This window comes from Rhizobium tumorigenes (genome assembly GCF_003240565.2).
Classification (GTDB): Bacteria; Pseudomonadota; Alphaproteobacteria; order Rhizobiales; family Rhizobiaceae; genus Rhizobium; species Rhizobium tumorigenes.
Map to the genome: position 1 here is coordinate 1,264,136 of NZ_CP117255.1, position 12,612 is coordinate 1,276,747.

General features: G+C 61.0%; 12 protein-coding genes. 9 read left to right on the forward strand and 3 right to left on the reverse strand.

Translation table 11 applies throughout. The annotated features are described in order from the left end of the window. Positions 1 to 78 precede the first annotated feature (78 nt). The 4 genes from PR017_RS06335 (at position 79) to hflX (ending at position 5,643) form a co-directional block, all read left to right on the forward strand. On the forward strand, positions 79 to 2,352 hold the full coding sequence (locus PR017_RS06335; RefSeq protein ID WP_111215575.1) for a sensor histidine kinase NtrY-like: 2,274 nt from the start codon (positions 79 to 81) through the stop codon (positions 2,350 to 2,352). Continuing rightward, positions 2,342 to 3,706, forward strand: coding sequence for a nitrogen assimilation response regulator NtrX (gene ntrX / locus PR017_RS06340; protein WP_111215576.1), 1,365 nt, complete (start codon positions 2,342 to 2,344; stop codon positions 3,704 to 3,706). Before PR017_RS06335 ends, ntrX begins: the two co-directional genes overlap by 11 nt. Positions 3,707 to 3,983: 277 nt before the next feature. After that, positions 3,984 to 4,226 (forward strand): RNA chaperone Hfq, encoded by a 243-nt coding sequence (gene hfq / locus PR017_RS06345; RefSeq protein ID WP_003539403.1) that lies wholly within the window; start codon positions 3,984 to 3,986, stop codon positions 4,224 to 4,226. A 16-nt stretch (positions 4,227 to 4,242) separates the two neighbouring features. Continuing rightward, entirely contained in the window at positions 4,243 to 5,643 is a 1,401-nt protein-coding gene (hflX, locus tag PR017_RS06350; protein ID WP_111215770.1) for a GTPase HflX, read from the forward strand. Between the two features lie 18 nt (positions 5,644 to 5,661). On the opposite strand, the gene mazG is transcribed toward hflX, so the two are convergent. Beyond that, positions 5,662 to 6,495: a nucleoside triphosphate pyrophosphohydrolase gene (mazG, locus tag PR017_RS06355; protein WP_111215578.1), complete on the reverse strand. Its 834-nt coding sequence runs from the start codon at positions 6,493 to 6,495 to the stop codon at positions 5,662 to 5,664. A gap of 27 nt (positions 6,496 to 6,522) precedes the next feature. Continuing rightward, positions 6,523 to 7,107, reverse strand: a complete 585-nt coding sequence (locus tag PR017_RS06360; RefSeq protein WP_111215580.1) for a deaminase — start codon at positions 7,105 to 7,107, stop codon at positions 6,523 to 6,525. A 255-nt stretch (positions 7,108 to 7,362) separates the two neighbouring features. On the opposite strand from PR017_RS06360, the gene cysG reads away from it, so the two are divergent. From cysG to PR017_RS06385, 5 genes are all read left to right on the forward strand, one after another. Then, complete coding sequence (gene cysG, locus PR017_RS06365) at positions 7,363 to 8,799, forward strand: siroheme synthase CysG (protein ID WP_111215582.1); 1,437 nt, start codon at positions 7,363 to 7,365, stop codon at positions 8,797 to 8,799. Position 8,800: 1 nt separating this feature from the next. After that, on the forward strand, positions 8,801 to 9,115 hold the full coding sequence (locus tag PR017_RS06370; RefSeq protein WP_111215583.1) for a DUF2849 domain-containing protein: 315 nt from the start codon (positions 8,801 to 8,803) through the stop codon (positions 9,113 to 9,115). An 8-nt stretch (positions 9,116 to 9,123) separates the two neighbouring features. After that, complete coding sequence (locus PR017_RS06375; RefSeq protein ID WP_111215585.1) at positions 9,124 to 10,794, forward strand: nitrite/sulfite reductase; 1,671 nt, start codon at positions 9,124 to 9,126, stop codon at positions 10,792 to 10,794. 9 nt (positions 10,795 to 10,803) lie between these two features. Then, entirely contained in the window at positions 10,804 to 11,316 is a 513-nt protein-coding gene (locus PR017_RS06380) for a DUF934 domain-containing protein (protein WP_111215771.1), read from the forward strand. A 175-nt stretch (positions 11,317 to 11,491) separates the two neighbouring features. Then, entirely contained in the window at positions 11,492 to 12,304 is an 813-nt protein-coding gene (locus PR017_RS06385; RefSeq protein WP_111215586.1) for a ferredoxin--NADP reductase, read from the forward strand. An 82-nt stretch (positions 12,305 to 12,386) separates the two neighbouring features. On the opposite strand, the gene PR017_RS06390 is transcribed toward PR017_RS06385, so the two are convergent. Then, entirely contained in the window at positions 12,387 to 12,593 is a 207-nt protein-coding gene (locus PR017_RS06390; protein ID WP_111215588.1) for a hypothetical protein, read from the reverse strand. Positions 12,594 to 12,612: the final 19 nt, after the last annotated feature.

Genomic DNA, 12,612 nt, shown 5'->3' on the forward strand with positions numbered 1-12,612 from the left:
GCCGAACGCTGCGTCCTGCAAACCCGGTTTATCCAGTGGGCCAAGCGCTTCCGAGCGCCGGTGCCGGGAGACGAATGTATGAACGAGGACGCTGTAGCGCCGTCTGCCAGCGGCCAGGCGATCGTCAAGGTCACCGACCGCCGTGCGAGCTTTGCCTTGCCCGGCCTAGTACTGGCAGGCGGAGCTTTGCTCTGCGCCGGCGTGACGCTGTTCATATTGCTCGGCCTTACACCCGTTCCGCCCACCTCCCATGTCGTCGTCGCCTCCGTTATCGTCAATTCGCTGTTCGTGGCGGCGCTGATCATCCTGATCGGTCGCGAAGTGTTCCGGCTTTTCAAGGCGCGCAGCCGCGGTCGTGCCGCAGCCCGGCTGCATATCCGCATCGTCGTGCTGTTCTCCATCGTCGCCATAACGCCCGCCATCCTCGTGGCGATATTTGCCAGCCTTACGCTGAATGTCGGTCTCGATCGCTGGTTTGCGTTACGAACCCAGCAGATCATCCGCTCGTCGCAGAACGTCGCGCAGGCCTATCTCATGGAAAATGCGAGCTACCTGCAGGGGCAGACTGCGTCGATGGGCAATGACCTCGAGCGCAACCACACGCTCTACAGCCTGGACAGGACGGGCTTTGCCGACCTGATGACCCGTCAGGCAAAGGGGCGCGGTCTGCTCGGCGCCTTCCTGGTGCGTGGCGACGGTTCGGCCATCGTGCAGGCAGACATCAAGACGGAGAGGCCGCTGCCGGCCATTCCCAAGGATGCGCTGGAAGCCTCGGCCGGCGGACAGCCGACACTCATTCCCCCGGGCGTAACCAACCTCGTCGGCGCCATCATCAAGCTCGACGAAATTCCCGGCGCTTTCCTGTACACCGTTCGGGCCGTCGATCCGCGCGTGATGAATGCCATGCGCATGGTCGAGGAAAACACCGCGGAGTACAAAGGCATGGAAGAGGGGCGCATGTCCCTCCAGATTGCCTTTGCGGTTCTCTACATCGGCTTTGCCCTGATCGTCCTGCTGGCGGCAATCTGGACCGCCATCGCGGTGGCGGACCGGATCGTCCGGCCGATCCGGCTGCTGATCAGCGCTGCCGACAACGTCGCCTCCGGCAACATGAATGTGCTGGTGCCGGTGCGTGCGGCCGATGGCGACGTCGGCAGCCTTTCGCGGACGTTTAACAAGATGATTTCCGAGATACGCACCCAGCGTGACGAGATCCTCGAGGCCAAGGACGAGGTCGACGACCGTCGCCGCTTTATCGAGGCCGTACTGTCGGGCGTTACCGCAGCCGTCATCGGCGTCGAGCACGATCGCCGCATTACCATCGTCAACCTTTCCGCAGAAGTGCTGCTGACGCTTTCAAGCAACGAACTGCTAGGCAAGAGCCTTGCCGAGATTGCCCCCGAAGTCGATCAGGTCGTGACGGAAGCGACCGCCCGCCATCGCAACGATTTCCGCAAGCAGATCAGCCTGGTGCGCGGTGGAACCGTGCGCACGCTGAGTGTCCAGGTGACGCGCGAGGAAACGCGCGACATGAAGGAGTCCTATGTCATCACGCTCGATGACATCACCGACCTCGTCATCGCCCAGCGCTCGACGGCCTGGGCGGATGTCGCCCGCCGCATTGCCCACGAGATCAAGAACCCGCTGACGCCGATCCAGCTTTCCGCCGAGCGTATTCGCCGGCGCTACGGCAAGCAGATCGACGAGAACGACCGGGCGGTGTTCGACCAGTGTACCGACACGATCATTCGCCAGGTCGGCGACATCGGCCGTATGGTCGACGAATTCTCCTCCTTTGCCCGCATGCCGAAGCCCACCATGGAGCCCACGGATCTGCGCAGCATCATCCGCGATGCCGCCTTCCTGCGGGAAATGGGCAACAACCACGTCAAGTTCAAACGCGAACTCGGCAGCGAACCGCTAGTCGGCATGTTCGATACCCGCATGCTCGGACAGGCGTTCGGCAATATCATCAAGAATGCCGTCGAGGCGATCGATGCGGTTGGTGCCGGGGAGGAACGGGGCGAGCCGACCATCCTCGTCAGGGCGTCGCTGGATCGGGAGCGCGACCGCTTCACCGTCGATGTCATCGACAACGGTCGCGGCCTGCCGGTGGAAAACCGCCACAGCATCCTTGAGCCCTATATGACGATGCGGGAAAAGGGCACGGGCCTCGGCCTGGCAATCGTCAAGAAGATTATAGAAGACCATGGCGGGCAGCTCGAACTGCACGATGCTCCCGCCGAATTCGACCAGGGAAGGGGAGCCATGATCCGCGTGCATCTGCCACGCCGCGAACTGGCGACCATCGCTCCCGAGGCAAACGACAAGGAAGCAGCTTATGGCATCTGATATTCTGGTGGTAGACGACGAGGAAGACATTCGCGAGATTGTTTCCGGCATTCTCTCCGACGAGGGCCACGAGACCCGCACGGCGCATGACAGCGACAGTGCGCTTGCGACCATCGCCGAGCGCGTGCCGCGCCTGATATTTCTCGATATCTGGATGCAGGGGAGCAAGCTCGACGGGCTGGCGCTGCTGGACGAGATCAAGATCCGTCACCCGGATCTGCCGGTGGTGATGATCTCGGGTCATGGCAACGTCGAGACCGCCGTTTCCGCCATCAAGCGCGGCGCCTTCGACTTTATCGAGAAGCCGTTCAAGGCGGACCGCCTTATCCTGATCGCCGAGCGGGCGCTCGAAAACTCCAAGCTCAAGAAGGAAGTTGTCGACCTGAAGCGGCGCACCGGCGACACGATCGAGTTGATCGGTACCTCGGTCGCTGTGTCGCAGTTGCGCCAGACCATCGACAAGGTGGCGCCGACCAACAGCCGCGTCATGATCTTCGGCCCGTCCGGCTCCGGCAAGGAACTTGTCGCGCGCATGGTGCACAAGAAATCGACCCGTGCCAACGGCCCGTTCGTCGCCCTCAACGCGGCCAATATTACCCCGGACCGCATGGAAGTGGCGCTGTTCGGCACCGAAGGGTCGCCCGGGCAGGCGCGCAAGATCGGCGCCCTCGAGGAAGCCCATCGCGGCATGCTCTATCTGGACGAAGTCGGCGAAATGCCGCGCGAGACGCAGAATAAGATCCTGCGGGTTCTGGTCGATCAGCAGTTCGAGCGCGTCGGCGGCTCCAAACGCGTCAAGGTCGATGTCCGTATCATTTCGTCAACGGCCTACAATCTCGAAAGCCGGATTGCCGAAAACCTGTTCCGCGAGGACCTCTATCACCGGCTCGCCGTGGTGCCCGTCCGCGTTCCGGCGCTTGCCGAGCGGCGCGAGGACATTCCGTTCCTCGTAGACCAGCTGATGCGGCAGATCTCCGAGCAGGCCGGTATCCGCCAACGCCGCATCGGCGACGACGCCATGGCGGTGCTGCAGGCCCATGACTGGCCAGGCAATATTCGCCAGCTGCGCAACAACATCGAGCGGCTGATGATTCTCGCCCGCACCGACGGACCGGACACGCCGATCACCGCAGAGATGCTGCCGACCGATCTCGGCGATATGCTGCCGAAGGTGTCGGCGCAGAACGACTATCACATCATGACGTTGCCACTGCGCGAGGCCCGCGAAATGTTCGAACGCGATTACCTGATCGCCCAGATCAACCGTTTCGGCGGCAACATCTCGCGGACTGCCGAGTTTGTCGGCATGGAGCGATCTGCGCTGCATCGCAAGCTGAAGTCTCTGGGCGTGTGAGTCGCCGGGCAGGCAGACGGTAGCCGGCTGGGGCCACATGCTGCGAGGGAGAGATGTCTTTTTATCGGTCTCTGGCGGGATATATAAGCAATTGCCAGCGGTTAGGGGGTGACGTCTGCCGAAATTCCGGCATAGCCTTTTCGACATTGCGGAAAAGACTGCGATTTGATACCAAGATTTGCTGGAGGAGAGGCGAGGGTATCTCCTGCCGCATCCCATAGTCTATGATGATATTGCACCGGCCGAAATGGTCGGCAAGAAAGAAAGAAGCGGCGCCATGGCGGAACGTTCTCAGAATTTGCAGGACTTATTTCTCAATACGGTTCGCAAACAAAAGATTTCACTGACGATTTTTTTGATTAACGGTGTAAAACTCACGGGCGTTGTTACGTCCTTCGACAATTTCTGCGTCCTGTTGCGTCGTGACGGCCATTCTCAGCTTGTCTACAAGCACGCTATCTCTACGATTATGCCAGGCCAGCCCATGCAGATGTTCGAAAGCGAAGAAGCCGCTTCCTGACTGCATCCCCGATAGGATTTCTGACATCACAACACGCGATACCAAAAATGACAGCATCATCCCGGAAGCTGAAAAGCACAGGGATGACATGCGGGCCGTCGTCATCGTTCCTGTTCTGAAGCAGGCGCGCGGCAGGGCTTCCAAACCCGATGGCACCGTTACCACGACACGCACGCCGGAAAGCCGGCTGGAGGAAGGCAGGGGTTTGGCCCATGCCATCGACCTCGAAGTCATGTATGGCGCCATCGTTCCGGTCAACGAACCCCGTCCTGGGACGTTGCTCGGCAGCGGCAAGATCGAGGAGATCGGCGCACTGCTCGACGAGTTCAATGCGGGCCTGGTCATCGTCGACCATCCGCTGACGCCGGTGCAGCAGCGCAATCTGGAAAAGGAATGGGGCGCCAAGGTCATCGACCGCACAGGTCTCATTCTCGAAATCTTCGGCCGCCGCGCTTCCACCAAGGAAGGCACGCTGCAGGTCGATCTCGCTCACCTCAACTACCAGAAGGGCCGCCTGGTCCGCAGCTGGACCCACCTTGAACGCCAGCGCGGTGGCGCGGGCTTCATGGGCGGCCCCGGCGAAACCCAGATCGAAGCCGACCGTCGGCAACTACAGGACCGGATCATCAAGCTCGAGAAAGAACTCGAGCAGGTGGTGCGGACGCGCCAGCTGCATCGCGCCAAGCGCCGCAAGGTGCCGCATCCGATCGTAGCACTGGTCGGCTACACCAATGCCGGCAAGTCGACGCTGTTCAACCGCATCACTGGCGCCGGCGTGCTGGCCGAGGACATGCTGTTTGCGACGCTTGACCCGACGCTGCGCCGCATGAAGCTGCCGCAGGGCCGCACCGTCATCATGTCCGACACCGTCGGCTTCATCTCCGACCTGCCTACCCATCTCGTGGCAGCCTTCCGCGCCACGCTGGAAGAGGTCCTCGAGGCCGACCTGATCCTCCACGTCCGCGACATGGCGGATGAGGACAATGCTGCCCAGAGCGTCGACGTCATGCGCATCCTGGCCGACCTCGGTATCGACGAGGCCGAGGGCGAAAAGCGTATCATCGAGGTCTGGAACAAGATCGACCGGCTCGAGCCCGAAGCCCATGACGCGATAATGCAGAAGGCCTCGACGGCGAAAAACGTCATCGCCGTGTCGGCAATCACCGGCGAGGGCGTCGACACGCTGATGGACGACATCAGCGGCCGGCTCTCGGGCGTGCTGGTCGAGGCAACGATCACGCTGCCGCTCGACAAGCTGGCCCTTTTGCCCTGGCTCTACAGTCACGGCATCGTCGACGGCCGCGAAGATCATGAGGACGGGACCGTGTCGCTCGACGTCCGCCTTTCGGAAGCCGAAACCGCAGAACTAGAACGGCGCATGGGTAACGGCCAGAAGGCGCAAAACGCCGACTGGTGAACTATTCGGGACGGCAGCTCAGGTCAGCTGCCGCTCGATTGCCTTCGCCGCTTCCCAGAGTTCTTCCATTCTCTCCAGGGTCGCTGCCTCCAGCGTTTCGCCTTCTGCCTGAAGCGTGCGCTCGATATGGCCGAAGCGGCGGCGGAATTTGGCGTTGGTGCCGCGCAGCGCCTGCTCCGGATCGGCATCGACATGCCGACCGACATTGACGACGGCAAAGATGAGATCGCCGAGCTCGTCGCGGACCTTGGCCTGATCGCCCTCTCTCAGCGCCTCGCGCAATTCTCCGATTTCCTCCTCGATCTTGTCGAGGATAGGTTCTGCCGTAGACCAGTCGAAGCCGACCTTGGCGGAGCGTTCCTGCAGCTTGAGGGCCTCCGTCAGGGCCGGAAAGCTGCGCTGCACCGAACCGAGATAACCGGCGTCCGGATCGGCCTTCGATCCGCGCTTGGCGCGCCGTTCTGCCCGGAGCCGCTTCTCCTCGGTCTTGATCTGATCCCATTGCAGCTTTACGGCGCCGGGCGTGGATGCGTCGGACACGGCAAAGACATGCGGATGGCGCCGCACCATCTTGGCCGTGATGGCTTCGACCACGTCTCCGAACGAAAACTCCCCGGCTTCTTCCGCCATGCGGGCGTGAAACACGACCTGCAGCAGGAGGTCGCCGAGCTCGTCGCAGAGATCGTCCATATCGTTGCGCTCGATCGCGTCCGATACTTCGTAGGCCTCTTCGATAGTGTAGGGCTTGATGCTCTCGAACGTCTGGACGATATCCCACGGGCAGCCAATCTGCGGGTCGCGCAGTGCTGCCATGATCTCGATCAGGCGCGAAATGTCCTTGGAAGCTTCCATCACGATGTCTCGGTCACTTTTCGGTCGTCAGTTGAGGGGAATGGCGTTGTCGTCTTTCGTCGCCTGATAGCTGTCCGAAAGTTGATCGTAGACGGCTTTGATCCTCGCTGTCTGTGCCTCGAGCGCCGCCTTGACTGGCTCCGGTTCGATGGTGACGAGGTCGGCGATGGCAAAGGAATTCCAGAAGGCGTTCTGCTTGCGGTAACCGCCGGGTTCGAGACCGAAAACCTCGCTCAGGATCTTCAAGTCGTGGGGTATGGCGAAGGCATCGCGCGAATCCTCGTGGCTGAAGAAATAGTAGAAATTGTCGAACCCCGCCCACGTGATTGCCGACATGCACATACTGCAGGGTTCGTGAGTCGACAGGAAGATCAGATCCTTGGTGTCAGGTGTCTCACCCATCTCGTAGAACCGCTTCAGCGTGTGCACCTCGCCGTGCCAGAGCGGGTTTTCCAACTCGTTATTGGTGGCGGCAACGACGAGCGATAGGTCGGACTTGCGCAGAATGGCCGCGCCGAACACCTTGTTGCCGTCGGCAACGCCTTTTTCCGTCAGGGGAAGGATGCTCTGCTCGATGACGTCGAGGAGACGGGCGACAATAGTGGGTGACACGCGGGGGATCTCCTTGGGCGATGTTTCCGGACCTTAGCCGCACAAAACCCCCGGATGAAAGCGAAAATGGCGAATGGACATTCTTTGTCACAGAGAATAAAAATCGCCGATCTGGTCAGGGCGGCCGGTGAGTTTTACTCCAAGGCGGTGCTTGTCTGGTAAAAGAATACGCAGGGCTTCCGCTATTGGAATTTCTGTTTCTTCAATTTCCCGCTGACAAGAGCCATATTCGGGCACTCTCGAAGTGGATTGATAATGCTTTCCTGGAATGAGCAGCTTTCGGTGTTTCCGGCTTTCATGCGCGTGGAAGGACGGATTACGGCCGTGTTTGGCAATGGTGACGAGGCTTTCGCCAAGGCGAGGCTTCTATCGAACACCCGTGCCAAGATCGTCGCCTATGCCGACGATCCGGCGGAAGACTATGCCGCCTTTCTCGAATCGAACGCCATCGAAACCCATCGGAAGCCCTTTGCGCCAGAATTGATGGAGGGGGCCGTGCTCGTCTTTGCGGCCACCGGCGATGCCGCGCTCGACAGACACATCGTTGCTGCCGCGCGTGCGGCAAGAATTGTGGTAAACGCCGTCGACCAGCCGGATCAGTGCGACTTCTATACGCCGGCCATCGTCAATCGTGCCCCGCTTGCCGTTGCCATAGGCACGGAAGGGGCGGGTCCGGTGCTGGCGCAGATGGTCCGTGCCCAGGTCGACCAGCTGCTGTCCCCATCTCTCGGCCGGCTCGCCCAACTGGCGATAAGCTATCGCAAGGCTGTGGAAGAACGCATCCCGAAGGGCGTGGCGCGCCGCATCTTCTGGCGTCGTTTCTTTTCAGGCGGCGTCGCCGATGCCATGGTCACCGGCGATGTCACGCAGGCACAGCATGCCGCCGACGGGCTGCTCGCACAATCCGGGCGCGCCGAGGGGCACGTCTGGCTGGTTGGCGCAGGACCCGGTGCCGAAGACCTGCTGACGCTGCGTGCCCAGCGAGTGATGATGGAAGCCGATGTGCTGGTCTATGACGCACTTGTTCCGCAGGCCATCGTCGACATGGGCCGCCGCGATGCAGAGCGCCTGTCGGTGGGCAAGCGCAAGGGCTGCCATTCGAAGTCGCAAGCCGAAATCAACGATCTGCTGGTACAGCTCGGTCGCGATGGCAAGCGGGTCGTCCGCTTGAAATCGGGCGATCCGCTGATCTACGGACGTGCCGCCGAAGAAATGGGAGCACTTCGAGCAGCAGGCATTTCCTATGAAATTATTCCCGGCATCACCTCGGCTTTGGCTGCGGCTGCAGATTTCCAGCTGCCGCTGACATTGCGCGGCGTTGCCTCGTCGCTGGTCTTCACGACAGGCCACGACCTCACCGGCGACACCCTGCCGGATTGGGCGAGCCTGGCGATATCGGGCGCCACCATCGCCGTCTACATGGGACGCACCGTGGCCGCCTCGGTCGCAGGCCGGCTGATGGAAGCGGGACTTCCGGCGGAGACGACGGTCGCCGTCATCGAGAACGCCAGCCGCGTCGATCGCCGCCTGTTGCACGGAACGCTGAAGGATCTTCCGGATCTGGAGTTCCGAGACGAACTTACCGGTCCGGTCATGGTCATCATCGGCGAAGCCGTGGCGGGCGCCAATTTCGATCACTCCGAGCCGCTGGTGCACCGGCAGTCCGTGGCTCAAGAACGTGCGAGGAACTGAGATGGCAGACAAGGTCCTGACCGCTAACCGCCTGACTGACGGCATTTCCGTCTGGCTTGACGCCAACGGCCAATGGGCCACGTCTCTGCAGGAAGCGCTTGTTGCACGCCATGCCGAGGCTGTCGCTGCCCTCGAGGCGATCGGCAAGCAGTCCTACGCGGATAACAAGGTCGTTGACGTGAATGTCATCGACGTCCAAGAAACGGACGGTGTCCTGTGGCCGCTGCGCCTTCGCGAGCGCATTCGGGCTGAAGGTCCGACCATGGAATACGCGCCGGGCTATCCGGTCGCCGATCCCAAATTTATTGATGCCTGAGGAAGACGATGTATCGCTACGACGAATTTGACCATGCCTTTGTCGCCGAACGCGTCGCCCAGTTTCGCGATCAGGTCGAGCGCCGGCTGTCCGGCGAGCTGACCGAGGATGCCTTCAAGCCCCTGCGCCTGATGAACGGCGTCTATCTGCAGCTCCACGCCTACATGCTGCGCATCGCCATTCCCTACGGCACGCTGAGTTCGAAGCAAATGCGCATGCTCGCCCATGTGGCGCGCACCTATGACCGCGGCTATGGCCACTTCACCACGCGCCAGAACCTGCAGTTTAACTGGCCGAAGCTTTCCGACATGCCGGCGGTGCTCGACGACCTGTCGAAGGTTGAGATGCATGCCATCCAGACATCCGGCAACTGTATTCGCAACGTCACGGCAGACCATTTTGCCGGTGCCGCGGCCGACGAAGTTGCCGATCCGCGGCCCTATGCGGAGATCCTAAGGCAGTGGTCGTCGGTTCACCCGGAATTCTCGCTGCTGCCGCGAAAGTTTAAGATTGCTGTGACCGGCGCAGAGCGCGACCGCGCCGCCATCCAGGTGCACGACATCGGCCTGCATCTGAAGAAGAACGAACAGGGCGAGATCGGTTTCGCGGTCTATGTCGGCGGTGGCCAGGGCCGCACGCCGATGATCGCCAAGCTGATCCGCGAATTCCTGCCGGAAGAGGACCTGCTGTCCTACACGACCGCCATCATGCGCGTTTACAATCTGCACGGTCGTCGCGACAACAAGTACAAGGCGCGCATCAAGATCCTGGTGCACGAGACCGGTGCCGAGGAGCTTGCCCGCCAGGTGGAGGTCGAGTTCGCGCAGTTGAAGGACACGGAACTGAGACTTCCGGAAGCGGACGTACAGGCAATAACATCCTATTTCGCACTCCCTGACATGCCGGAGCGGTCCGAGGGGTGGGAAAGCCTGGCGCGCTGGAAGAAGGCCGACCCGGATTTTGCCCGCTGGGTCCAGCAGAACGTCCAGCCGCACAAGAACCCCGACTATGGCATGGTGACGATCTCGTTGAAGCCGATCGGCGGCATACCGGGCGATGCGACGGACGCACAGATGGAAATCGTCGCTGACATCGCAGAGGAATTCGCCTTCGACGAGATCCGTGTCAGCCATGAGCAGAACCTGATCCTGCCGCACGTGGCGCTTGCCGATCTGGAATCCGTCTATCGCCGACTGCAGGGCACCGGTCTCGAGACCGCCAATGCAGGGTTGATCACCGATATCATTGCGTGTCCCGGGCTAGACTACTGCGCGCTGGCAAATGCCCGTTCGATCCCGCTGGCGCAGGAGATCTCGACGCGCTTCGGCTCGTTCGAGCGTCAGGCGGAAATCGGTGAATTGAAGATCAAGATTTCCGGTTGCATCAACGCCTGCGGCCATCACCACGTCGGTCATATCGGCTTGCTTGGAGTCGAGAAGAAGGGCGCGGAGCTCTACCAGATCACGCTCGGCGGCTCCGGCGACGAAAACACATCCATCGGAGAAATCATCGGTCGCGGTTTCGATCCGGACAAGGTGACCGACGCCATCGAGACGCTGGTCAATACCTATCTCGGTCTGAGGCTGGATCCGTCAGAGATCTTCCTCGCCGCCTACAGGCGTGTCGGGCCGCAGCCCTTCAAGGATGCGCTTTACGGCTCGGCAGCGGAAGCCGCATAGGGGATGACCATGACACGTATCTGGAAAGAGACCGGCTTTGTCGACAACGATCCCTGGGTCGTCGAAACCGAAGAAGTCCAAGCGACGGAAAGCCAGACCCGGTTGCTCGATATCGACACCCTGGTGGCACGGGCAGAGGAAAGCAATGACGTCGGTCTCGGCGTGCTGCTGAAGCCTGCCGATGACGTCCTGCGGCTGGAGCCGTATCTCGATCGTCTGGACATCGTTGCGGTATCGTTTCCGGCGTTCAACGATGGCCGTGGCTTCAGCCAGGCCTCGCTGCTTCGCCAGCGACTGGGTTACGCCGGCGAGGTTCGCGCCATCGGAGACGTGCTGATCGACCAGGTGCCGCTGATGCTGCGTTGCGGCTTCGACAGCTTTGCCGTGACGAATGCGACTGCCTTGAAGCGCCTCTCGGAAAACAGGCTGCCCGGGATCCAGTACCACTACCAGCCCACGGCCCAGCCGGCAGAGGCAGGGCAGGGCTACAGCTGGCGCCGGATTTCGCCGAAGACGGCCTGATATTGGTCTCGGTTCACCGTATCGCGGTATCCTGCAGGCTTGAAACCTGACAAGTAGGTGCATATTTCCGTTCCTCGCTGCATTGCGGAACGGCATGCCTTCAAATTGCGGGCATTGTGGAATATCAGCCTGCGATCGATAGAAGTCGCACACGCATTATGGGATCTGAAATCGCATGAACGCCCCCACGACGACAGATGAATTTGCCTCAACCGTACCCGCCGGCGTCTTCGCCGAGACGGTTTTGAGTGTCACTCACTACACCGATCGCCTGTTCCGCTTCACCATGACGAGGCCGCAGGGCTTCCGCTTTCGCTCCGGCGAGTTTGCGATGATCGGTCTGATGGTCAACGGCAAGCCGATTTACCGGGCCTATTCGATCGCCAGCCCTGCTTGGGCCGACGAACTCGAATTCTTCTCCATCAAGGTACCGGACGGTCCCCTGACGTCGCACCTGCAGGGCATTAAGCCGGGCGACCAGGTGCTCATGCGCAAGAAGCCAACGGGCACGCTGGTGCTGGACGCGCTCACCCCCGGAAAACGCCTCTACATGTTTTCCACCGGTACCGGCATCGCGCCGTTCGCGAGCCTCATCCGCGATCCCGAGACCTACGAAAAGTTCGACGAAGTCATCCTGACGCACACCTGCCGCGAAATCTCGGAGCTGAAATACGGCTTCGATCTCGTCCATGAGATTCAACACGACGAGTTGCTGAGCGAGATCGTCGGGTCGAAGCTTCGCCACTACGCGACCGTCACGCGCGAAGATTTCGAGTATCGCGGCCGGATAACGGATCTCATTTCTTCCGGCAAGCTATTCACCGACCTCGGCGTGCCGCCCATCGATCGCGCCATCGACCGCGGTATGATTTGCGGATCTTCGGAGATGTTGAAAGAGACGAAGGAAATTCTGGAGAGGGCCGGTCTCGACGAAGGCGCCAACAACAAGCCGGGCGAATTCGTCATCGAAAGGGCATTCGTCGGCTGATGCTGGCGTAACCGCACAGCAAAGGGCCGTGCGACGAACGCACGGCCCTTTCTAGGACGCAAAACGCTATACGTTCAATCCCTTAGCGATCTACCGTCGTATCGGTAGCCGGCGGCCGTCTCTTGGCTGCCATCAGCAGGTCCAGTTCCGTGGAAGAAGGACCGAACTTGGTGAAGAGGCGTTCCGCCTCTTCTGCTTCGAGACTGTACTTCTCTGCAAACTCACCGACACTGTAAGGGCGACCTCTGGTGACTTTGCGGTTGGTTGAAGCGAGCGATATTTCCGTCATTTCGTTCTCCCCACAAAAC

Coding starts and splice junctions, on each gene's coding strand:
- PR017_RS06335 (WP_111215575.1), top strand. CDS start 79: ATGAACGAGGACGCTGTAGCGCCGTCTGCCAGCGGCCAGGCGATCGTC.
- ntrX (WP_111215576.1), top strand. CDS start 2,342: ATGGCATCTGATATTCTGGTGGTAGACGACGAGGAAGACATTCGCGAG.
- hfq (WP_003539403.1), top strand. CDS start 3,984: ATGGCGGAACGTTCTCAGAATTTGCAGGACTTATTTCTCAATACGGTT.
- mazG (WP_111215578.1), bottom strand. CDS start 6,495: ATGGAAGCTTCCAAGGACATTTCGCGCCTGATCGAGATCATGGCAGCA.
- cysG (WP_111215582.1), top strand. CDS start 7,363: ATGCTTTCCTGGAATGAGCAGCTTTCGGTGTTTCCGGCTTTCATGCGC.
- PR017_RS06370 (WP_111215583.1), top strand. CDS start 8,801: ATGGCAGACAAGGTCCTGACCGCTAACCGCCTGACTGACGGCATTTCC.
- PR017_RS06375 (WP_111215585.1), top strand. CDS start 9,124: ATGTATCGCTACGACGAATTTGACCATGCCTTTGTCGCCGAACGCGTC.
- PR017_RS06380 (WP_111215771.1), top strand. CDS start 10,804: ATGACACGTATCTGGAAAGAGACCGGCTTTGTCGACAACGATCCCTGG.
- PR017_RS06385 (WP_111215586.1), top strand. CDS start 11,492: ATGAACGCCCCCACGACGACAGATGAATTTGCCTCAACCGTACCCGCC.
- PR017_RS06390 (WP_111215588.1), bottom strand. CDS start 12,593: ATGACGGAAATATCGCTCGCTTCAACCAACCGCAAAGTCACCAGAGGT.